This window comes from Corynebacterium sp. ZY180755 (assembly GCF_054331495.1).
Map to the genome: position 1 here is coordinate 1657025 of NZ_CM135811.1, position 21916 is coordinate 1678940.

Annotated in this window: 17 protein-coding genes; 3 read left to right on the plus strand and 14 right to left on the minus strand. The window is 57.5% G+C overall.

All coding sequences use genetic code 11. The features are described 5' to 3' along the window. Nucleotide 1 precedes the first annotated feature (1 nt). The 12 genes from ACXM2N_RS07605 to gdhA all read right to left on the minus strand — a co-directional run bounded on the left by ACXM2N_RS07605 (nucleotide 2) and on the right by gdhA (nucleotide 16028). Nucleotides 2–715, minus strand: a complete 714-nt coding sequence (locus tag ACXM2N_RS07605; protein ID WP_458487445.1) for a hypothetical protein — start codon at nucleotides 713–715, stop codon at nucleotides 2–4. Continuing rightward, the gene (locus ACXM2N_RS07610) at nucleotides 615–1304 is read right to left on the minus strand and encodes a hypothetical protein (protein ID WP_458487447.1); all 690 of its coding nucleotides are present in this window, start codon (nucleotides 1302–1304) and stop codon (nucleotides 615–617) included. Before ACXM2N_RS07610 ends, ACXM2N_RS07605 begins: the two co-directional genes overlap by 101 nt. 168 nt (nucleotides 1305–1472) lie before the next feature. Then, nucleotides 1473–5222, minus strand: coding sequence for a hypothetical protein (locus ACXM2N_RS07615; RefSeq protein WP_458487449.1), 3750 nt, complete (start codon nucleotides 5220–5222; stop codon nucleotides 1473–1475). 267 nt (nucleotides 5223–5489) lie between these two features. Then, nucleotides 5490–9017, minus strand: a complete 3528-nt coding sequence (gene smc / locus ACXM2N_RS07620; RefSeq protein ID WP_458487451.1) for a chromosome segregation protein SMC — start codon at nucleotides 9015–9017, stop codon at nucleotides 5490–5492. A 32-nt stretch (nucleotides 9018–9049) separates the two neighbouring features. Continuing rightward, entirely contained in the window at nucleotides 9050–9334 is a 285-nt protein-coding gene (locus tag ACXM2N_RS07625) for an acylphosphatase (RefSeq protein ID WP_458487453.1), read from the minus strand. Between the two features lie 312 nt (nucleotides 9335–9646). Then, nucleotides 9647–11119: an alanine/glycine:cation symporter family protein gene (locus tag ACXM2N_RS07630; RefSeq protein ID WP_458487455.1), complete on the minus strand. Its 1473-nt coding sequence runs from the start codon at nucleotides 11117–11119 to the stop codon at nucleotides 9647–9649. A 176-nt stretch (nucleotides 11120–11295) separates the two neighbouring features. Beyond that, nucleotides 11296–11433, minus strand: a complete 138-nt coding sequence (locus ACXM2N_RS07635) for a hypothetical protein (RefSeq protein ID WP_458487457.1) — start codon at nucleotides 11431–11433, stop codon at nucleotides 11296–11298. 179 nt (nucleotides 11434–11612) lie between these two features. Further along, nucleotides 11613–12485 (minus strand): bifunctional DNA-formamidopyrimidine glycosylase/DNA-(apurinic or apyrimidinic site) lyase, encoded by an 873-nt coding sequence (gene mutM / locus ACXM2N_RS07640; protein WP_458487459.1) that lies wholly within the window; start codon nucleotides 12483–12485, stop codon nucleotides 11613–11615. 6 nt (nucleotides 12486–12491) lie between these two features. Continuing rightward, nucleotides 12492–13241, minus strand: coding sequence for a ribonuclease III (gene rnc / locus ACXM2N_RS07645; RefSeq protein WP_458487461.1), 750 nt, complete (start codon nucleotides 13239–13241; stop codon nucleotides 12492–12494). Further along, nucleotides 13238–13774 carry a YceD family protein gene (locus ACXM2N_RS07650; RefSeq protein ID WP_458491078.1) on the minus strand — a complete coding sequence of 179 codons (537 nt, stop codon included), beginning with the start codon at nucleotides 13772–13774 and terminating at the stop codon, nucleotides 13238–13240. The genes rnc and ACXM2N_RS07650 overlap by 4 nt, the downstream gene beginning before the upstream one ends. A 32-nt stretch (nucleotides 13775–13806) precedes the next feature. Next, nucleotides 13807–14550 carry a DivIVA domain-containing protein gene (locus ACXM2N_RS07655; protein WP_458487463.1) on the minus strand — a complete coding sequence of 248 codons (744 nt, stop codon included), beginning with the start codon at nucleotides 14548–14550 and terminating at the stop codon, nucleotides 13807–13809. A gap of 131 nt (nucleotides 14551–14681) precedes the next feature. Continuing rightward, the gene (gdhA, locus tag ACXM2N_RS07660) at nucleotides 14682–16028 is read right to left on the minus strand and encodes an NADP-specific glutamate dehydrogenase (RefSeq protein WP_458487465.1); all 1347 of its coding nucleotides are present in this window, start codon (nucleotides 16026–16028) and stop codon (nucleotides 14682–14684) included. Between the two features lie 550 nt (nucleotides 16029–16578). On the opposite strand from gdhA, the gene ACXM2N_RS07665 reads away from it, so the two are divergent. After that, nucleotides 16579–17679, plus strand: a complete 1101-nt coding sequence (locus tag ACXM2N_RS07665) for a glycerate kinase (protein WP_458487467.1) — start codon at nucleotides 16579–16581, stop codon at nucleotides 17677–17679. On the opposite strand, the gene ACXM2N_RS07670 is transcribed toward ACXM2N_RS07665, so the two are convergent. Continuing rightward, nucleotides 17676–18092, minus strand: coding sequence for a hypothetical protein (locus tag ACXM2N_RS07670; protein WP_458487469.1), 417 nt, complete (start codon nucleotides 18090–18092; stop codon nucleotides 17676–17678). The two genes, ACXM2N_RS07665 and ACXM2N_RS07670, sit on opposite strands and share 4 nt — an antisense overlap. 31 nt (nucleotides 18093–18123) lie before the next feature. On the opposite strand from ACXM2N_RS07670, the gene ACXM2N_RS07675 reads away from it, so the two are divergent. Next, nucleotides 18124–19485, plus strand: coding sequence for a DUF4921 family protein (locus ACXM2N_RS07675; protein WP_458487471.1), 1362 nt, complete (start codon nucleotides 18124–18126; stop codon nucleotides 19483–19485). A 34-nt stretch (nucleotides 19486–19519) separates the two neighbouring features. Continuing rightward, complete coding sequence (locus tag ACXM2N_RS07680) at nucleotides 19520–20782, plus strand: amidohydrolase (protein WP_458487473.1); 1263 nt, start codon at nucleotides 19520–19522, stop codon at nucleotides 20780–20782. Between the two features lie 19 nt (nucleotides 20783–20801). On the opposite strand, the gene ACXM2N_RS07685 is transcribed toward ACXM2N_RS07680, so the two are convergent. Next, nucleotides 20802–21914 (minus strand): trimeric intracellular cation channel family protein, encoded by a 1113-nt coding sequence (locus ACXM2N_RS07685; RefSeq protein WP_458487475.1) that lies wholly within the window; start codon nucleotides 21912–21914, stop codon nucleotides 20802–20804. Nucleotides 21915–21916: the final 2 nt, after the last annotated feature.

Here is a 21916-nt window from a genome sequence, read left to right on the forward strand (position 1 = left end):
CTCAATATTTGCTGCAACGGCAGCAGACTGCGCCTCCGGTCGAATCAGAGGCGACGCTTTCCGTATCAACCTTATCTAGGGCTTGCTCAACGGCCTCCTCAATGGTTGCCGCCGCGACTGCAGCCTCGGTTGCCTCAGGATCAACGGTGTCTACCGCGTCGGTGTGCTCATCGCCAGCGTCAGGTACGGTGTCGGTGTCATGCTCGCCTAGGTCGGCCTCATGTGCTTGCGTCTGCGCGTTGTCACCCTCGGGTGCTTCCTGTTCCACGTGCTCGAGTGCATCTGCCTGGGCTTGAGAGTCCACTTCACTAACAGCCTGCGCCGCTTCATGGGTTAGTTCGGTTTCCTCAGGGCGCTCATATTCAGCCTCGTCGGCTGCATCCGGATCTTCGCCAAACTCCTCAAGTTCGGCGAACTCATCGTCAAGATTTGGTTCTGACTCCTGCGCCTGTACCTTGGCAGCCTCTCGCTCCACCCTGGCAGCTTCCGCATCCTTAGTGGCCTCAGACTCAGCGGTGCTGCCCGACGGCGAGTCCGAATCGACGATTGCCTCTGGGGATGAGACCTGCTGGGACTCGGCGTCCTTGGCCTCCGCGACTTGCTTATCGTTCTTCTCAGCTGATGCTACTGCGGCAATGCTTGCTCCGCCTACCCCACCGGCGACGACACCGCCCGCCGCAGTTCTGGGTGGATGAGGTCTCGTCTGCCTGAGCAACTTCGTCAACTTTTAGCTCGGTAACTGGCTTAGGCTCTGGATCCGGAATGGAGGTAGGAGTGCGAGGCGGAACTTCACTAGTTGCGGTCTCAGGTGCGATCGTTGGGGTGCTCGGTACCTTGTTGGCATCACCAACCTTGACCTCGTTAGTCACAAGCTGGGCTTCTTCCTTAGCCGTATTATTCACACCACGCGGCGCCTTATCCGGCTCAGGGGTAACTGGCTCGTTAATCAGAGGCTTGTCCTTTTCCACTGGGTCTGGAGCGATACTCCGATCCAGCTGCTGTTGCGCCTTGGCGGTTGCGGAGTCAGCGCGTGATGCATCCGCGTTTGCCTGCGGCTCCTGACCATCAAGGAGAACGGGCTCCTTTTCCTTGGAGGTAGTTGCTGGGGCAAAGTTAAAGCCACCTTTGGCCTGGTAATTGCCAGACTTTTGCTCTTGGGTGAGCTCCTTTTGTGGGACTTGTTCCTTAGGAGTAAAGCTGACCGTCTTAGACTTCTTGCGCTTGAGGCCAAAGACCACAAGAAGAATCAAGAGCAGTACAAGGACGAGGGCGATTATGCCTATGAGCAATGGGGTTTCGATCATGCTTTACAGTCTTGCAAACTTACTGGCTTTTTACACCTTTCATGATCCAAATGTTGGCAAGCTGTTAGAGAACTTTCTACCGCCAGAGGTCACATGAAAGCACCAATAAGCCCGGTTACGCGCCGTTTTCAGAGCGAAATTTAACTTATTGGTGCTTCCGTCTATCTCTTAGACAATGCCCTGATGCTTCACAGACAACACCATGGCCTCAGCTGCCACGAGGTCACTGGTCACAAGGTCTGGCACGATGTCCGCGAGCTTGGCCCACCCGGCGGTGACGGAGTCCAGAGTTTTAGTGGACGTAATCATGCCATGGGCATGCATACGCGCAGCCAGGGCAAGGATCAGCGAGACCACCGGAGTTAGTGACCAGACATTATCCTTCGCATCGGTATCCACGCCGTCGAGCTTGTCAAAGCGCACACGCGCCATTGCATATAGCGTCCGGTTGGTGGAACGAAGGGTGCGCAACAGGGTGACAGCTGGCTGAATCAAGCTGGTAGAGGTCAGCAGCTGCTTGAGCTTTTCACGCTGGGTGAAGGTCTCAAATACAGCGAGCAAGCGAGAGCCGTCATCCAAAATGGCCCCGGGCACGATGTTTCCTTGACCAAAGAGCATATCCAGCACCTGTCGCTGCTGAGTCTCCTCCATGGAGGCCAGTGCCACAGTAGAACGGTCAATGCAGGCAGAATCCAGCGTCTCATCACGTCCGGTACGCAGGATTGCGAGAAGGTTATCACCGGCCAACGTGGACAGTTCCCCAAGCAGCTCTTCCACCAAGTTCGAGGATTCCTGCGGAATGGTTTCCTCGGATTCTATGGCCTCTGCCATGCTCATCGGCGTGCGTCGCACAGCCTTGGCCTTGCGGGGAGTCACCACCGCGGCAGCCAGTTCCTCAGCAGGGGTAGCGGCATCGTCTGTGCTTTCCGAGGCCTCCGTGTACAACCGGTCGATATCGCTCATGAGCTCCAGCGCGCCGATCCACGCCGCGCGGTGGTAATCCTCGCGATGCTCGTCTCCCTCCAAGTCGCTCTTGGCACGTCCGGTGAATTCGCAGCGAGCCAGCGCAGAGGCCACGATCCGACCGGGCTGTTTATCGGACGGCACGAGCGAGTTGGACAAGCTATTAAGGGCGGCGTCTGGGTTGGCGCGGAAGACCTTAAATAGGGCGGATGCAGCAGATGGGTGGACGCTACCGGTCACCAACAGATCCCACAACAGCGGCATGATGGAGTCATCAGCGGGGATGTCTTCTGACTCGCCCGCAATGAACGCGGACAGTCCCGCCAGCGCGTCGTCCTGCTCTGCAAAGAAACCGCGCTGCGGGATCACGAATGCAGACTCTCCAGGCGCTACCGGTGCGCGCAGGGTCATGAACGAGTCCGGCGTGTGCAGCTGGATGGCCAAGTCACCAGCGCCCACGAACTCCTCGGGCAATTCGATGGTACGGTCTTCCACCGCCACCTTCGTGGCTGGCTGCCACGGTGCGGACAGCGGCCAAATCCACGCGTCAACATCGCCCACGGATTCTGTCACGGACTGCCCCAATGCGTTAGCGAAAGAAACAGCAAGCTTCTTGCCCACAGGCTTGACCTTTGGTGCTGGAGTTGCTTCCTCATCTACCTCCGGCTGCTCTACTTCATCTGGAACGAGCGCAACGGAGACATTGATGTGGGAGCGGATATCCGCCAGCGCAACGGAGATGCGCTTGTCTGTGCGCGGGTCGGTCCACTCTAGGTCGATGCGGCCCTGCGGCATGGTGGCTGCAGAGGTCGCAATCCCAGACATCGGCGCCAAGTACGTGATGCCATCCACATCGACGGTGAGCTTGTTAGTTTTCACCGGCGCACCATGGTTGTTGCGCAGGGAGACACGCGGATCAATCAGCTCGCCGGCCGCGCGGATGCGAAGGGTACCCGCGCCATCAATGGTTCGGGAGCGAACGACCATACGAGATGCTCGCCACACCGGCGGTTCCGTGTTCAGCGGCAGCTCGAAAGTGAGACGCGGAGGGGTAAAGCGGATGGGAAGCTGATCTCCTTCATCCGTCAGTACCACGATGTCAGCACCGGATTCTTGCGCACCCACAGTCACGGACTTCTTATCGGTATGGAAGTCCTTGGTGGTTGGCTTTAGCGTGAGGGTAGCCTCGCTCAAACCACCTCCGGTTGGAATACGGAAGGATCGACACGCGCCGGCGATGTCGATCACCGCGGACGCTCCCTCAACAATCGAAAATTCGTGACGGAAGGACTCGTTTCGTGGGCCACGCATGCGAACCAAGTACTCGCCCACCCATGGGGCGTCGTAAAGCTCAGGGTCAAAGACTTGGAATACGCCACCTTCCTTTGGAACCTCCAGTGGCTCCGGCTGCGTGATTTCCTCGCCCTGGCTGGCAACGCCACCGAAGGATGAGATGGCAAGGTACCACGTTTCAGTCTGACCAGAAGGAGTTGGTGGGAATTCTGCAAGTAGCGACTCGTTGAACACCGGTAGTCCAGACAGGGAACGCAGATGTTCAATGGGCTCGGCCGGATCCTTAAACATCACGCGCTGGCGCGGATCAATAGCGCGCACGTCCTCGATGGATACTTGCTCACCTGGGGCAATAGCGGCCAAGGACACTGCATTCGATACATCCAGGGTATGGCAGATCCACCCGTCCCAGCCTTCTACGGCGAAGCTTGCAAGTGGCAGGAGCTGTACTCCCGCCACGGTGTCTTCGATGCGTGCGTCCCGTGGGACAAGCGCGTTAATGGTCTGGTGGTGGAGACTGACCTTGTCCGTCACATTGGAGCCACCTGCGGTGAAGATGACCAGGGCTTCATCATTCATCACTACTGGGACAGTCCACGTAATGCCATTGGTGACGTCTTGGACGGTGAGCTCGCGCACGGCGTGATCCAGGGTGATGTCTAGCTTCTCTGCGTAGCCAGACGTATCGCCCCACGCCACGCCGGTGCGGTAGACCTTGGTGGTTGCATCGATGGAAACACGCCAGGTGACCTCACCCAGTTGACCATCTGCAAGCTGAGGCACCCGCTGCTCCGGCAGGCGGAGGCAGATCTTCTTACGCTTGGAATCGAGAATGAGGCGAGGGCGCAACTCACGATTAGCCACGCCCACTGCGGACTCGCGGTCTACGGTACCTACTGGTCGTTCACGAAGCTCAGCGGCTACGCCCTCCGCCAGCGCCGAAGGCAACTGAGGGGTGAGGAAACTACGGTTACGGTCGAACCAGCTGGTGGGGTGTTTGAGGCTGAATGCTCGAATGGCGAGCACACCCTCAATAATCTTCTTGGCCAGCTCTGGGTTTTGATCCAAAGTAAACGCGAAATACTGCGGAGTTTGAGTCTGCGCAATCTGGGCAGCAACATCCTCTGCCAGGACGTCAGCATCGAGGGAAATGCCGTCGATGAGTTCCAGCAACGTTGGAACGCATGAGTTGATGAGCCCCGCCTGCACAGGGAAGAAAGCGATTTCCGGAATCAGGCCTAGTGTTTCCCCCGCTGCCTGAGCATCTGGAAGCGCGAAACCGTAGGCCTCCTTAGCCGCCGCGGCAGTCTGAGTAATCACCTCAATGAGTTCGTCTTCTGGAACCTGAAGGCCTAGACCACCAGCGTATTCCGCAGCGAAATTGGAGAAGTCCGTTAACCGGCCCGCACGGGTGGTCATGGTGAACGTAGCCAACGCGCGGGTGATATCCACCAAGTTCTTTAAGCTTGCGCCCGCAGCCAACTGGCGAGACAAAAACAGCCCGTAGAAACGCTCGATCCGCTCTAGGGAGTCACTGGAGAAGTTCAGGTCCGCAACGCTATCGACTTGGGCCAGTTGCTGTGCTAGCTCCAGCTCAACCTTGGACGCCCACCCCAACAAGCTGTCTGTCATATCCGCGATTGGTTGCTGGTTCGAACTCATTATTGCCTCAAACACTCCTCAAAAATTCCCCGGTGCATACAACGCCACACATTGTATGCGCATCCACCGTAGAAAACCTTCGAACACAGGCTAGATCGATTTAGCGTTGGTCACACCGCGCAAAGGCTCCAGTGACCTGTACTTTATCTCGATTCCTCACACCACATTGTTCGCCGGAATTCCCGCATGAACATTCTTTTCTACCATGAATCACTAACAAAAGCAGTACGCCATTTTGACGAGGGCAACGTCTGATGTGATGTGTGCTTACACGTCCCCACCGTGTGCCTCATCCGGCACGCCTGGCACGTTAGTGCTCAGCTGCGCACTGGCAGGTGACATGCGCTGTGAGATGACGCGCGTGACGCCGTCGCCCCGCATGGTCACGCCGTAGAGCACGTTGGCCACGTCCATGGTGGGCTTCTGGTGCGTGATCACGATCAACTGCGAGTCCTGACGCAACTGCTCAAATAGGGCGATGAGGCGACGCAAGTTGACATCATCAAGAGCTGCCTCCACCTCATCCATCACGTAGAACGGCGACGGGCGCGCGCGGAAGATAGCCACCAGCATAGCTAGCGCGGTCAGAGACTTTTCCCCACCTGAGAGTAGGGACAAGCGCTTAACTTTCTTGCCCGGCGGGCGTGCTTCCACCTCAATACCAGTAGCCAGCATGTCATCAGGCTCGGTCAGGACTAACCGCCCCTCTCCACCTGGGAACAGGGTGCTAAATACCTTGGGAAACTCCCGCTCTACGTCCTTCCACGCGTCCGTGAATAGCTGCAGGATTTTGGCGTCTACGTCATCAATCACGCCACCGAGATCCTTGCGGGCTTGTTCCACGTCAGCCAGTTGGGTGGAAAGATACTCGTAGCGTTCTTCCAGAGCCTTGAATTCCTCCAGCGCCAACGGATTGACCTTGCCCAGAGCATTGAGGTCCTTCTCCGCCTGCTTCAAGCGTGCCTTTTCCTCAGCCAGGTCGAAATCCTCGCTTGGTGTGTAGTCTCGCAAGAGATCTTCTACAGGAACACCTAGCTGCTCCGTGATCTTGGTCTGGGCTTCCTCCATGCGCACCACCTGCTGCTGGTGGGCGATTTCCAAAGAGTGAGCATTGTCGCTCAGGCGATTGAGCTGGTTGCGCAGCGCATTCACCTGATCCTTGGCTTGAGAGTTGCGTGCGGTAAGTGACTGCTTGCGCGCCTGCTTCTCGTCGCGATCTCTGGTAGCGCGCTCGATGGCGTCAGCCACGCGTGCACTCAGGTCGCGGGCGTTCTTGGCCACGACATGTGCCACGTCAGCTTGGCGCTTGCGACGCTGCATCGCCTGCTCATGACGTGCCTTCGCCTGGCGCTCATGCTGCGCCTGCCTGCGCAGCGCATCGCCCTTGCCCTGCTGCTGCGCAGCCTTCTCCTCGGCCGAGCGCAGGCTCAGCCGCGCTTCCATCTCCATGGCCTTGACCTGAGCCAGCTCCTGGGCGGCTTGGTCACGCTTGGCCGTCGACGGCTCCTGTGCGTCATCTGGATCCTGATCCACGCGTGCCAGACGATCCAACGTTTCCGCGAGCTCCTCCTTGAGCTTGGCTAGGCGCAGATCAGAGTCCGTGGCGCGCGATGCTTGGCGCTCGTGCTCCTTTATATTGGCATCGCGCTGAGACTCAACGCGCTTAGCGTCACGCTCAAGTGACTGAACAAGCGATTCTTGATCACGCAACACCGCGGTAGCGCGAGCGGAATTGACACGCGCTTCAGTGGCCGCCTGCTTGGCGCCTTCGAACGTACCGGACAGCTCCTGCAGCTGCAGCGATTCCGCCTCGAGTTCTTCCTTTGCTTGTGCGATCTGAGTAGATACCTCCACCGCGCTGGACGCGCCGCGGCCAAAGGCAACCCATCCCTCTCCGGCGAGGAAACCGTCGGACGTTACCGCGCGCAAGCGCGGATCACTATCGACTATGGCGCGCGCCTGCTTCTGGTCTGCAACCACGACAACATCCGCCAGCAAGCGGTTGATGGCAGCGGAGATCTCCGGGGCGGTGTGCACGTGATCGAGCAACCACTGCGGCTGCGGGGTGAACTGAGACAGATCCACGTCCATACGCCAACTCGACTCCACAGCCGCGGAGTCGAGAATTACCGTACGATTGACCCCTGCGGAATCCAAGCCGTCGAGCTTGCTTATGTCCGCCACCAAAGCCTCAGCCACCGCCCCCAGTGCCGTCGCAAGGGCCACGTCATAGTTTGTGTCTACGGTGACCTGATCTGCCAGCCGTGCCGGACTCTCCCCCAGCACCTGTGTGAGAGTCTCAGCGGAATCTGCCACCGGCATGGTGGCAGCCAGAGTGTCAATACGAGCTTGTAGTGCGGAAACCTTGCGCTCGTGATCGCGCTGAGTGTCACGCAGCTGATCAAGACGCTTCTCTGCGGCATCGGACTCCGCTGCTGCTCGCACGTGTGCCTCACGAAGTGGCTCGGTGTCTGCCTTGGCGTTGTCAATCTTGGCCGCTACCTCACGCAGCTCTTTCTCTGCCGCATTCGCACGCGCCCGGGTTTCCTCCAGTTGCTCAGCGTGACGCGCGATCTCCGCCTCCGCACTACTGACCTGCGTTTGCAGTGACTCCTGAGCTGCTAAGAGGCGGACCACGCCTTCACGACGATCCGCGATGGCGCGCACCTGCGCAAGGTGTTCCCTATCCGCGTCCTTGGCGCGCTCCTCGCACTCGAACACCTGCTCCCGAATGGTTTCTAGACGTTCGGCCGCAATCTCGACGGCCTCGGTGAGTTCGACAAGTTCTTCGTCAGCACGCTCCGCGCGTGCCTGAAGATCGTCGGGATCGGGGCCTTGGTAGGCCACCAGAGCAAACGACCCCGCGCGGTCCTCCGCGATGCGTCTGGTAGCTGCCACGCGCTCCGCCAGGGATGAGAGCGTGAACCATAGCTGCTGCGCCTTGTCCGCCTGCGGGGAGATCTGCCCCAGTTCCGCCTCCAGCTGCATCTGGATACCAGTGGCCTCTTCAAGCTGCTCCGTAACGGTCTCCACCTGCTCTGCAAGGATGCGTGCCTGGGACTCCGCACTCCCCAGTTTCTCCCGCAACTCCACCAGCTGGTGACCTGCCAACTTCAGGCGTGCATCGCGCAGATCCGCCTGTACCGTGGCCGCGCGCTTCGCGGCCTCCGCTTGGCGCGCCAGTGGCTTGAGCTGGCGACGCAGCTCTGCAGTAAGGTCATTGAGGCGGTCCAGGTTAGCCTGCATGCTCACCAGCTTGCGCTGGGCCTTTTCTTTACGACGCCTGTGCTTAAGCACGCCGGCGGCTTCCTCAATAAACGCGCGGCGATCCTCCGGCCGAGACTCCAAGATCTGGGCCAGACGGCCCTGCCCTACAATCACATGCATCTCACGGCCAATGCCGGAGTCACTTAAGAGCTCTTGGATATCCATCAGGCGGGCGCGAGTACCGTTGATCTCATACTCGCTGGCACCGTCACGGAACATGCGTCGGGTGACGGAAACCTCGCGGTAGTCGATTGGCAGCGCGCCGTCAGAATTATCGATAGTGAGCGTGACCTCAGCGCGGCCAAGTGGCTTTCGCTCACCCGCACCGGCGAAGATGACGTCCTCCATCTTGCCACCACGCAAAGTCTTGGCGCCCTGCTCGCCCATCACCCACGCCAGCGCATCGACCACATTGGACTTACCAGACCCATTGGGGCCCACCACCGCGCAGATTCCTGGCTCAAATTTTAGGGTCGTCGCAGACGCAAAGGACTTAAAACCTTTAAGCGTGAGAGACTTCAAATACACAGAGTGGAAGTTTAGCAAACCCCACCGTGAATCTATTGCTGACGAAAACCCTCGATACCCTTTGGCTCGCCCCACAGCTCAACCACGGCGTCAACTCGCCCAGGCCTTGATGCATTGGAGGGATCCCCCAACCGGTGAAGCAACTGCTCGCAACTGGCCTTATCGCCTTCCGCAACCACCTCTACTCTGCCATCAGCCTTATTGGTGGCTCTGCCATGAAGACCAAGCTCCTTGGCCTGCTTGGTGGTCCACCACCGAAACCCAACGCCCTGCACGTGGCCGTGAACAAACGCAGTAAGACGCACACTATCGCCCATCAAATCGATCCTTCCCCCACACAGAACTGAAAACCGATGCGGCCGAACCGCCTGGATGCCTCTAGAGTGTAGCTGCTCAGCCGGCGCCCAGCCGTTCGCAGGCGGTAGAAAGTGGAAAGAATCCACATTGACCTAGGCCAAAAACTTGATTGGGCCCAAGCCGACAGGGACAGTAGCGGGAAATCAATGAAGACCCGCACACCATATTTCAGGTGTGCGGGTCTGGCAAAGTACGTTCACGTTCCTTTAAGTAACGCTGCGTTACTTAAAGCAACGTGAACGATGAGTTGTTTTTCGGGAACTGGGCGTCGCTTATACTTCGCGAACGACCTGGCCGCCGCGTCGAGTTACTGGGTCGCTACCGTCCCAGCACTCAATGTTCTTCAGCTCAGGGAGCATATCGCGGTGGAAAACAGGATCAAGTCCCTTAGCTTTCTGCTGGGAGTAGTTCTTCAGCAGTTTCACGGCAACGCCGCCCAATGGGACGATCGCTATCAGGTTGATGAATACCATGGTTGCTGCCATGGTGTCGCCTAGTGCCCAAACCAGTGGGACGGAGCCGATAGCTCCACCGAAGACGCACAGCATCACGAAGATGCGGAATAGGGTCATGACGCCCTTGTTTTCGGTGAAGTACTCCAGGTTGGCTTGCGCCAAGTAGTAGTTGCCGATCACGGAGGAGAACGCCAGGAAGAAGAGAATGATGGTGACGAAGTGGATGCCCCATTCGCCCACCTCACCGGCGAGGGATTGCTGGGTCAGGGATACGCCTTGAACCTCTTCACCGTACTTAGGTGGCTCGAGCAGGATGATGAACGCGGTCACACTGCAAACGATGATGGTATCGAAGTATACGCCCAGGGTCTGAACCAAGCCCTGCTTCACTGGGTGGGAGACCTGTGCAGTTGCTGCGGCATTAGGAACGGAGCCCTGACCAGCCTCGTTGGAGAACAGGCCACGTCGCATGCCATGCGTGAAGGCAGCGCCCAAGGTAGCGCCAGCGATTTCCTTGAAGCCTAAAGCGTGGGAGAAGATTTCCGCAATCATGCCTGGAACCTGATCAATGCGCAGGATGATGACGAGGATACCTACGCCGATGTACAAGACAGCCATCACAGGCACGATGACCTGAGTGAAGTTAGAAATGCGCTTCAGCCCACCGAAGATGATGATACCGGTCAGTAGTGCCAGTACGCCACCGGTGATTGCCTTCACTTGGAAGGAGTCCGCGGAGTCAAGGGAGGTTCCCATTGCTTCGACGATGGAGTTCGCCTGAATGGCGTTGTACACAAAGCCGTACGTTAACGTGATGGCGATACCGAAGATGACGGCGAGCCACGGAGCGTTGAGGCCACGGGTCATGTAGTAGGCAGGGCCACCACGGTAGGCGCCGTCAGAGTCCTTGGTCTTGTACAGCTGGCCCAAGGTGGATTCGACGAAGGCTGTGGCGCCACCGAGGATAGCGATCATCCACATCCAGAACACGGCGCCTGGGCCGCCCATGGTAATGGCCACCGCCACACCGGCGACGTTACCGGTACCCACGCGAGATGCCGCGGAGATGGTGAAAGCCTTGAACGCAGAGATACCGTCTGCATCGGTCTTTCCGTTTTCTGGCTTCTCGCCTTTTTCCACGACGGAACGGAACATGTCAGGCAGCAAGCGTAGCTGCACTACCACGGTGCGGACACCGAAGTACACGCCGGCGCCAATCAATAGGAATGGGATTACCATCCAAAGATTGTCATTAATCGTCGACGTTACAAACGTTTCGATACTTTCCATGTGCATGAGACTACAGTCGCACTTTATGTAACTCCGAATAGGCTGGCCCTCCGCGAGTGATATCTACCCCCTGTTTGCACCGCCTTAGATCCGCTTCACACTAACTTGTGGCCTTGTGCGAGAGATGGTGACGTCCGTTTTTACCTCGCTGAGGCGTTGGCGCGTTAGGACCGCCATCAAAGATTGACTCCGGCAATAGGCCCGATGATCTCAGCATCCTTGTCGCACTCGGCAAGTTGGGGCTTTCCGACGCCATCAGCGTCCCGCCTTAAGCGACGCACGCTGCGCGGCAACCGGTTCGGAGGCAACGCCATCTGCGATGGCGTTTTCAGCTGTAGGCTCCAGCTTCTCAATTTTGCTTATACGGCCTGGTTCATCAAGGACGCGATCATCGGCGAGAACGGCTTGCTCCGTGGCAAAGCTACCGGAAAAGGAGAACAGAAGGGCCGTAACTCCCTAAGGGGGTTACGGCCACAGGCTAGCGCGGTGTGGCTTATCTAGCTTTCTGGCACTGCGGGCAGAAGTGGCTAGAACGGTTGTGGAACTTCTCCCGCCTTATCTCCGTGCCACAGCGTGGGCAGGGCTTACCGTGCTGACCGTAGGCATTGAGCGAGCGATCGAAGTATCCGGACTGACCGTTGACGTTGACGTACAAATCATCAAAACTCGTGCCACCTTGCGCAAGCGCGCGGTGCATGACTTCCTGGCCTGCGATGAGAAGGTCATGGATCCTCGTCACTGCTACCCTATCGGCACGCTGACGGGGATGGATTCGTGCCTGCCAGAGCATCTCATCGGCGTAGATGTTTCCTATGCCAGACACTATTTCCTGATTAAGCAGCAGCGTTTTCATTGCTAGTTTCTTGGACTTGATCCGGCGAGCTAGGACGTCGAGGTCCAGCGCAGGATCGATCAGGTCCACCGCAATATGGGCTACATGTTCCGGAACCCAGTGGCCTAAGGATTCCACTAGTTCGCATGGCCACCAGTAACCAAAAGTGCGCTGATCCACGAACCACAGCTCGCTGAGATCATCCAAACTCGCATGGATACGTAGGTGGGTGAGGTTCTTGTCAGTGCAGTCAGGGCCAAAACGTTGCGCACCGGATTTGATGAGCATTTGCCCACTCATCCCTAGATGAACAAGCAATGCTTGATCATCGTCTAACAGCAGCCACATGAACTTGCCGCGGCGATCAGTGCCGACAATCCGGCGCCCTTCCAACCTCCCGATCACCTCATGCTCTCCGCCCGGCACGTTGCGAATAGCGCGAGCATGGTGAACGCCCACGGTGGTGATTTTCTTTCCCACCACGTGGGCGTCGAGGCCTGTGCGGACCGTTTCTACTTCTGGTAGCTCAGGCACTGTGACCTAACCACGGAAGGTACGGTTCTCGGAGAGGAACTGCACCGCAATTCGGGCTGCAGCCTGCTCAGCAATTTTCTTGTTAGAGCCCACGCCCTGGCCAAGCAGCTTCTCCCCCACATGCACCTGCGCGGTGAACGTTTGCGCGTGCTCAGGGCCAGTGGAGGTTGCCGTGTACTGTGGCATGGACAACTTGCGTTCTGCTAGCCGTTCCTGCAGGGTGGTTTTCCAGTCTTGGTGAAGGCCACTTGCAGAAGCAATGTCGATCTTGTGTTGGAACAATCGCAGCACCGTGTCGCGGGCAACCTCAAAGCCGTGTGCCAGATACACCGCACCCAAGAGAGCCTCGGTGGTGTCTGCGAGAATTGAGTCCTTATCGGCTCCGTCGGTAGCCTTCTCTCCCCGGCCCAAAAGGATGTATTTACCTAGGCCGATTTCACGAGCGATGTCACTTAAGCCATAACGAGACACAATGGACGCGCGCATCTTCGAGATGTCGGATTCTGGACGGGTGGGGTACTGCTCGTACAGCTTCCCCGCCACAGAGAGCCCCAGCACGGCGTCGCCCAGAAACTCAAGGCGCTCATTATTGGGAAGGTTGCCGTTCTCGTTGGCAAAGGAACGGTGAGTTAATGCGAGAACTAAGAGCTCTCGCGGGATTTCAACACCAAATGCTTCCTGCAGAGGGGCGGTGTCAAGACTGTCGAAGGCAGCTTTGAGGGCTTCAGTACCGGTGATCCGCTTCTTTTTGCTCACAGGAACTTCTCCAGTCCTGCCCAACGAGGATCCACCTTTTCTTCCTCCCCGGAAATACCGTCCGGTGAAGGTACGTGATCGCCGTCATCACCAGCATTCTCGCACTCACCTTCACAGGTGGGGTTAAAAGGAAGATTCAGGCCGGCCTCATCGATGACGGACTGAGTTAGATCAGCCATGTCATCCTCGATCGTTGGCAGTTCGTCTTCTTCTGAATCTGCTTCGTCGCCGGTGATGAAGTCCTCACTCACCGCAAAGATTTGGTTGATCTGAATCTGAGTTGGACGCTCGAGTGGTGCCAAGCAACGGACGCACTCGCCCGTAAGCGTCGCCTTGATTGTGGCATCAACCATGACGGCTTCGCCGAGAGGAGTCAAGCTGGCGTCAACTTCAACTTCACTGCCCTCTGCGATGGCGATCATCTCAGGGCCAATTCGTACCGGTGACGCACCGGTTTTGCTCACATAGTCAGCAGCGCCGGTGCGCACAACGTTTCCTACATCAAAGACGAATGGATTCGCCTCGTTATCGATATTCTTCACGAGGCAAATACTACTAGTTTTTGCTAGTCCCTGTCATAGTCGCGGCCCTCGCCGCGATCAGCGTGCGCACTGGAACCACCTTGGGCGCCGGCGCCGCGTCGCAAAGCATTGCGATCACGGGAAATCATGCGAAGCGTCTGAGACAGGGATTCCTCGAACTCGGCAAGTTTGGTGTCCACGAACCTGTCGCACTCCGAGCGCAGACGGTTCGAATCCGCATGGGCGGAGTCCACAACGCGGTGGGCTTCCTCGTTCGCACGGCGAACTACCTCAGACTCAGAAACGAGGCGATCCTGCTCGGCCTGACCTTCCTCAATGCTGCGCTGGTACTGATCATTTCCAGACGCTATCAGACGATCAGATTCGCTCTTGGCGCGCTCAACAGTCTGGGTTGCTTCGCGGCGGGCATCCTCCACAATGCGGTGTGCCTCATCTTGCGCCTTAGCAACGGTGGCGTTGGCTCGGTTCTCACTATCACGCAGCATATTGTCTGCATCCTCACGAGAACGATCAGAAAGCTCTTTAGCTTCGCGCTCCGCCTCATCCACGATCTCATAAGCGCGGTCTTCAGCGCCGCGGATAATCAGGTCGCGCTTGTCAAGCACATCCTGAGCGTCATCCATTTCAGTGGGCAGAGCATTACGCACGTCATCCAAAAGCGCCAGCATTTCCTGGCGTGGGACCATGCAGTTGGAGGTCATTGGCACACCATAGGCCTGTTCTACGTGGGTAATGAGTTCATCTAGGGCTTCAAAAACGCGGTACATGGCACTCAAGGATACTGGCATTTCACATTTGTGCGATTGTGCCCCTCCGATCACAGGAATAACTTTGCACGAAAAAGGCGCTGCATGTTCGTCGCGAACATGCAGCGCCCTAGTATGCGACTAAGGAGGTTTTAGATGACACCCTGTGCCAGCATTGCGTCGGCAACCTTCTTGAAGCCGGCGATGTTAGCACCTACAACGTAGTCACCCTCGTGACCATATTCCTTTGCGGTCTTCTCGCAGGTCTTGAAGATGTTGATCATGATCTCCTGCAGACGCTCGTCGGTGTACTCGAAGGTCCAAGAATCACGAGAGGCATTCTGCTGCATTTCCAGTGCGGAGGTAGCAACGCCACCTGCATTGGAAGCCTTGCCCGGCGCGAAATGAATGCCTTCCTTCTTGAACACTTCAATAGCGCTTGGAGTAGATGGCATGTTCGCACCCTCAGCAACGAAGCGGCAGCCATTGCTTGCCAGGGTCTTGGCGTGGTCGCCGTCCAGCTCGTTTTGGGTAGCACATGGAAGAGCAACATCACACTTGAGGTCCCAGATGGAGCCATCGGTGTGGAACTGCGCTCCCTCTACTTCCTCTGCATAGACGGATACGCGCTCGCGGCGGACTTCCTTGATGTCCTTGAGCTTGTCCACATCAACACCATCAGGGGTAGATACCCAACCGGAAGAGTCAGAGAAACCGACAACGGTTGCGCCTAGTTCCTGGGCCTTCTGGATTGCGTAGATAGCAACATTGCCGGAACCGGAAACAATTACCTTGGCGCCCTCTAGGGTCTCCCCATGGGCCTTCATCATTTCCTGGGTGAAGTAGACAGTGCCGTAGCCGGTTGCCTCAGTACGGACCAAGGAGCCGCCCCAGGTCAGACCCTTACCAGTCAAGACACCAGACTCGTGCTGGTTGGCAAGGCGACGGTACTGACCAAACAGGTAACCGATCTCGCGACCGCCAACGCCAATGTCACCCGCTGGAACGTCGCGGTACTCGCCGATGTGGCGGTGCAGTTCCGTCATGAAGGACTGGCAGAAGCGCATGATTTCAGCGTCAGACTTGCCCTTAGGATCAAAGTCAGAGCCGCCCTTACCGCCACCAATAGGCAGACCGGTCAGCGAGTTCTTGAAGATCTGCTCGAAGCCGAGGAACTTGATGATGCCCACATTGACGGATGGGTGGAAGCGCAGACCGCCCTTGTAAGGACCGAGCGCTGAGTTGAACTGAACGCGGAAACCACGGTTGACGTGGACTACGCCGTTATCATCGGTCCATGGAACACGGAAGATGAGCTGACGCTCAGGCTCACACAGACGCTGGATCAGGCCCTGATCCGCGTAGTGGGAGTCCTTTTCCAGAACAATCTTTAGGGAGTCTAGAACCTCAGCAACTGCCTGGTGAAACTCTGGCTCGCCAGCATTACGCTGCAAAACGAGGTCATAGTAGCCAGCTACCTGCTCTTCAATAGTGGTCATGGGAACCCTTCCTGGACACATAGATCAGACACCGCAACCCCGAGCGCGCTCCACTGGTTTAAGCACTAAACCTGGTGCCGCTGTGCGGTTAAGGTGCGTAGGCACTCTTCGGGGTATTGATTTACCGAAGCGATTGTACGGCTTCTTGCCATCAAAGGATATGGTGCGTTGTATATTCCACAACCTAGCAACCCCCTTAATCGGGGTGAGTACATAACCGCAGCACAAGTGCAGTAGGACTGTTCTAGCTCTGCCCTGCGCTTCTCCACCCAAGGAACTCCGCATATTTTCTAGTTCCTTCAATACTTTCCAAATATGAGCGGCCTGCGGGTTTACCCCAAGGACCACACTCAGCCCCCTTGATCCCCACCCTTATAGCAGGAAACAAACGCTAGGGTGAAGAATGTGATTTAGCCCACCCCCATGCATTAAATTACCTGCCACCCCTAGAGTTCGGATCGCGCACGCATTCAAAACACACCGGCTTGGCATGAAATAATGAACCCCACACTAGTTTCGCGACAACTACCCTAAAGGACCATCCACGCCCATGCGCATTGTTATTGCACCAGATTCTTTTAAAGGCACAGCCACCAACAAGGAGGCTGCACAGTACTTGGGCAACGGCGTGATGAGGGCACTCAAGGAGCGCGGTATTGCCGACACCGCCGACATCTCCCTTGTTCCCATGGCCGACGGCGGCGAAGGCACCGCTGCCACCTTCACAGGCCAGATGATAACCCTGCCTACGGTGAACGCGAACGGTGGACTCACCAACGCGGAGTACATCTACGACCCCGCAACCACCACCGCTTACATTGATGTGGCCGCCGCATCCGGGCTGCCCGCGGTGGCAGACAACCTCCAGCCTCTAACCGCCGATACCTACGGCACCGGCGTTCTCATTGCCGACGCACAGACCCGCGGCGCCACCCGCGTGGTTCTTTGTCTGGGCGGTTCCGCAACCTTCGACGGAGGCACCGGAATTCTTGTGGCACTGGGTGCCACCCCCATGGACCAGGCTGGCCTCCCACTGCGCCAGGGTGGCGCAGCACTTAAGGACGTTGCGAACATCGATACCGCGCAGTTGAACATCCCCGCTGCTGCCGTTGAGTGGGTACTGCTGTGCGACGTGACCACATCAGCGTTAGACGCGGCCGAGGTATTTGGCCCGCAGAAGGGTGCGAGCGAGTTGGATGTCAAGGCGCTGAGTAACGGCATTTCCGCACTGGTGGAGGTCACCGGTGTGGACCCTCAACTAAGTGGCATGGGTGCGGCGGGCGCGCTGCCAGTGTCGATCGTGTGGCTATCGACCATGCTGCACGGCAACGCTGACCACGTACATTTGCTCCCCGGCGCGCAGGTGGTGGCGCAAAGCATGGGACTGCCGGATTTAGTGGCGGAGGCTGACCTTGTGATCACTGGCGAGGGATCGTTTGATTCTCAGTCACTGAGCGGCAAGGTTGTGGGCCATGTTTTGGAACTCGCGGGAAACAGCACCAGCGTTGTGGTGGTTGCGGGAGCACTCTCCGGTGACCTACCGAGCAACGCGGTGGGCCTTGAACTGGAAAAGTTTGACAACCCTAAGGCCAACGTCCAACAGGCGCTGGAGGATGCCGGCTACCGCGCGATCATGGACGTAACTAACTAGCGCAGAATCTCCACTGTCCACGGGAATGGAGACGTAATCTCAAATGCTTCCTCGTTTTCCATAGCCACGTGATCATTGGGAAGCTTCGCCGGCGGAGTGAGTAGGCGCGCGTAGGTCATGGTGATCTCATTGATGGACTTGGTAGCGCCGTCTACCTGTACATCCCACCGGTTCATGGCGTAGGCCTTCACCAGTTCCTCGGCGTTTACGTCATCTTCCTCGCGCTCATCCACAAACACCTTGCGCAGCTCGCCTTCGATACTAGGGTCCACTGCGGGGGCGTCGTGCCATGTTGTGTCTGCGGAAGACATGACACCGTCGCGTATCATGAGGGCGCTGAGCTGGTCAAAGCGCTCAGTCATCTTGGCTGCGTGCGCTGCATCGATCAGGACGTCAAAACGAATAATAGGCATAGTGCAACCTTAGCTAATAACCTAGAAAGTTATGAGCCAGTCTATTTACTCCCGCCCCACTCCTATCCAGATTCAGGCCGACGGAACAGTTAAACAGGTAAACCCGTTCTCCGGCACTGAGGTGTGGACTGTGCCGGGCAGAGGTAATCGCCCACTGTCTACACCTGCGGAAGACGTAAAACCAATCAGTGCAGCAGATCATGCGAATACATGTTCCTTCTGTTCCGCCCGCACACTGGAGACACCTCCGGAGAAAGCTCGCGTTGTGCATGCCAGTGGGCCGGTCGACAGCGAATTTGATCGCCTGGGTGACAACTACGCTATCAAGCGTCGCGTTCTCTTGGAAGATCAGGGCGTCGAAGTCCCTGAGTTTCGCCGCGTAGCTAATCTGTTTGAGATCCTCTCCTACGATTTCTGGGAGAAGAACTTCGATTTCCGCATGGATGCGGAAGTAGAGCAGTGGCGCCAGCAGTATCTTGCTTCCGATGAGGGCCGCGAGCACGTGCTCAAGACCATTCGAACTAAGCGCAAAGCTGCGGGCAAGACGGATGAGGCCCCAGAGGACGAGCTCATCGAGCAGGCCAAAGCCTTCTTCGGTGGCGGCCACGACCTCATCATTGGCCGCAGGCACTTTGTGGACGGCGCCACGCAGTCAAACCAACTAGCCAGCTCCGGTACACTCACCCCTGACGAGCACGCCGCACTGATCGGTTTCACCGCTGATTCCATCCGTATGCTGTACTCGCGAAATCGCTACGCCCGCTACGTCGCTGTGTTCCAAAACTGGCTGAAACCTGCCGGCGCGTCCTTTGATCACCTGCACAAACAACTCGTAGCCATCGATGACCGCGGCGTGCAAAACGAGTCTGAGATCGCGCTTGTACGTAAGAATCCCAACATTTATAACGAGTGGGCCGTGGACTACGCCTCGCGACGCAATTTGATCATTGCGGAGAATGATCACGCTATCTGCTTCGCGGGATTTGGCCACCGGTACCCAACGCTGGAGATCTTCTCCAAGTCTCCTACCCCCGAACCGTGGTTGCAGACCGCGGAAGAAATCCGTGGCATGAGTGACATCCTTCATGCCTGCCACGCCGCCACCGGCCCAGAGGTCCCATGCAACGAGGAATGGCACCACAAGCCCATCGACGTGGACACGCCTATGCCGTGGCGCATCATGATCAAATGGCGCATCTCCAACCTCGCCGGATTTGAAGGGGGTACCAAGATCTACATCAACACTCTGTCACCGTGGGATATTCGGGACAAGGTAGTGACCGCCATGTACTCGCTGCGCGACGCCGGTAAAATCGCCCCATCCATCCGCATCGCCACCGAATGCCAAGCGGAACGCAACTCGTTGAAGTACAACCCACTTCTCCAGAAGTAACCTCGTCAAGGCGTTTTGTTCTATCCTATTGAGCATGAGTATCGCCGAATTAATGTCCCAGTCACCTGTCGACCTGTCATGGCAGTGGGACATTTACCGGCATCTTCACGCCCATCCGGAACTCTCCGGCCGGGAGGTCAAGACGGCCCAGTTTATCAAGCGCCAACTGGGCCGATTCGACTGTGAAGTCACAACCGGTATAGGTGGCCACGGCATCGTGGCCATCTTCCGCAACGGCGATGGCCCCACAGCCCTATTCCGCGCAGATTTCGACGGCCTCCCCGTCAAGGAACTATCCAACGTGGACTTCGCCTCCAAGGAAATTGTGGAGATCGACGACATCAAGACGCATGTCATGCACGCCTGTGGCCACGACATGCACGTCACTGGCGCGCTGGGTGCATGCGCAATCATGGATGCCCACCGAGACGCGTGGTCTGGCACCTTCGTTGCCTTGTTCCAGCCGTCAGAGGAAAACGGCACCGGCGCGCAGGCCATGGTGGAAGACGGTCTCATGCGACTTATCCCCTGCCCCGACGTCTGCTTCGGCCAGCACATCGTTGCCGGACCTGCCGGCGCCGTGATGTCTAAGCCTGGCCCTGCTCTGGCCGCGTGTGACTCCATTGAGATCATGGTGACCGGACAATCCGCCCACGGATCCATGCCCCACAACTCAATCGACCCCACCTACGCGGCTGCCATGATTGTCATCCGCCTACAGGGCATCGTGGGCCGTGAAATCTCCCCGCAGGACTTTGCGGTGGTGTCTGTAGGCACACTGCAATCAGGTAAGTCCAACAACACCATTCCCGGCGAGGCACGCATCGTGATCAACTGCCGAACCTACTCGGAAAAGGTAAAGACCAAACTCTACTCCGCCATCGAACGCGTGGCTCGCGCCGAATGCCAGGCCTCAAACATGCGCATCGAGCCAAAATTTACCTACTTTGCCCCAGGCCCGCTCACCTTTAACACCCCTGAAGTGTTCTCACGAGTACGCCCCCGCTTCGATGATGTGTTTGGTAAAGACTCTCTAGACGCGAAGCCATGGACTGCCTCGGAAGACTTCTCCAACATCCCTGAAGCTTTCCGTGCACCTTACTTGTTCTGGACTGTTGGTTGCACCCCGCGTGAACGCTGGGAGCGAGCAGTCCAGCAAGACACTGTGGAAAAGACCATTCCCGTCAACCATGGCGGTGACTTCATCCCCGATTACGAGCCAACTGTACGGTCCTGCACCTGGGCGCCGGTAGCGGCGCTGCTAACCTACCTGGGCAATGAGGGTTACCGTGACTAAGGGTTTGTGAGGCCTTGCCTTAGAGTGACTTTTCCTCGTATTTCTTCATCAGTTTGGACACCAGCTCATCGGTGAGTTTCTCGTCCGCCAAGATCAGGTCGAGCATCTTGCGGTGATCCTCAACTTGTACGTCAGTCGTGGTTTCGAGGCGGGACTCGTCATAATCATCGTAAGAGTCACCTGTCAGGTCCACACCAATTCCGGATTCTTCTTCCTTGCGTGCTTCAACCTCGGCCGCAGCGTTTTCTGCCTTCGCAATCTCCGCGAGCTCCACGCTGAACTCTTCCAAGAACTCGTCCGCGTCTGCCATCGCCTCGCTGCGGCGTTTACCTGCGCGAACTTCCGCCTCAATACGGCGCTGCAGCGCTTTCTCCATCTGACGGTGACGCCACGAACGGATTTTCATAGGTTCTAGTTTCCGTCCCACATTCCGGGACTTAGCCTCGGCCTTCTTGGCCAGTACTGCCAGCTGGGCCGCGGTATCGTTTACTGGCGCCCAATCCTCGCGGGCATCCACGCGCCAACCGGCCCAGTATCCCAACAAGGTGAGGAAGATACTGGCGATCGGTCCGAATACCATGCCCCAAGCAAGGACATCCATCTGCTGAGCACCCAGCACAATGAGCGCACACGCTACTGCTGGAATAACAATGGGCTGATTTCCACCAAAGATTTGCGGGACGCGCCCAGTGACAACGTCACGGATCATCGAGCCGCCGGTTGCTGTGAACACACCCATCATCACGCACGGAATGAAGGGCAGACCGTAACTCAATGCCTTCACGGTTCCCGTTGCAGCCCATAGGCCGGAGACGATGGCATCACCATGTGCTTGGAAGTGCTCCCATATTTTTCCCTTGAAGTACACAAAGCGGGCGATCAGCGCACCGGCGAAGGCCAGGTACAGGTATTCCGGCGAACTCATTGCCGCCACGGTGCCTCGGTTGATCAAAACATCGCGGATCATGCCACCACCAAGTGCGGAAAACATAGCGATGAAGAAAAAGCCCACTATGTCATATCCACGGTGGCGCGCTATGGTGCCGCCGATCACGCCCATCAGAAGCACACCTGATACATCTGACCAGCGGTAGAGGTTTTCGATTACGGGATCAAGATCAGCTACGAGCACGC

Excerpts from the sequence above, each read along its gene's own strand:
- ACXM2N_RS07630 (WP_458487455.1), bottom strand. The coding sequence starts at position 11,119 with ATGGAAAGTATCGAAACGTTTGTAACGTCGACGATTAATGACAATCTT.
- ACXM2N_RS07675 (WP_458487471.1), top strand. The coding sequence starts at position 18,124 with ATGAGCCAGTCTATTTACTCCCGCCCCACTCCTATCCAGATTCAGGCC.
- ACXM2N_RS07680 (WP_458487473.1), top strand. The coding sequence starts at position 19,520 with ATGAGTATCGCCGAATTAATGTCCCAGTCACCTGTCGACCTGTCATGG.
- ACXM2N_RS07610 (WP_458487447.1), bottom strand. The coding sequence starts at position 1,304 with ATGATCGAAACCCCATTGCTCATAGGCATAATCGCCCTCGTCCTTGTA.
- ACXM2N_RS07625 (WP_458487453.1), bottom strand. The coding sequence starts at position 9,334 with ATGGGCGATAGTGTGCGTCTTACTGCGTTTGTTCACGGCCACGTGCAG.
- ACXM2N_RS07635 (WP_458487457.1), bottom strand. The coding sequence starts at position 11,433 with ATGGCGTTGCCTCCGAACCGGTTGCCGCGCAGCGTGCGTCGCTTAAGG.
- ACXM2N_RS07665 (WP_458487467.1), top strand. The coding sequence starts at position 16,579 with ATGCGCATTGTTATTGCACCAGATTCTTTTAAAGGCACAGCCACCAAC.
- ACXM2N_RS07615 (WP_458487449.1), bottom strand. The coding sequence starts at position 5,222 with ATGAGTTCGAACCAGCAACCAATCGCGGATATGACAGACAGCTTGTTG.
- ACXM2N_RS07655 (WP_458487463.1), bottom strand. The coding sequence starts at position 14,550 with ATGTACCGCGTTTTTGAAGCCCTAGATGAACTCATTACCCACGTAGAA.
- ACXM2N_RS07670 (WP_458487469.1), bottom strand. The coding sequence starts at position 18,092 with ATGCCTATTATTCGTTTTGACGTCCTGATCGATGCAGCGCACGCAGCC.
- gdhA (WP_458487465.1), bottom strand. The coding sequence starts at position 16,028 with ATGACCACTATTGAAGAGCAGGTAGCTGGCTACTATGACCTCGTTTTG.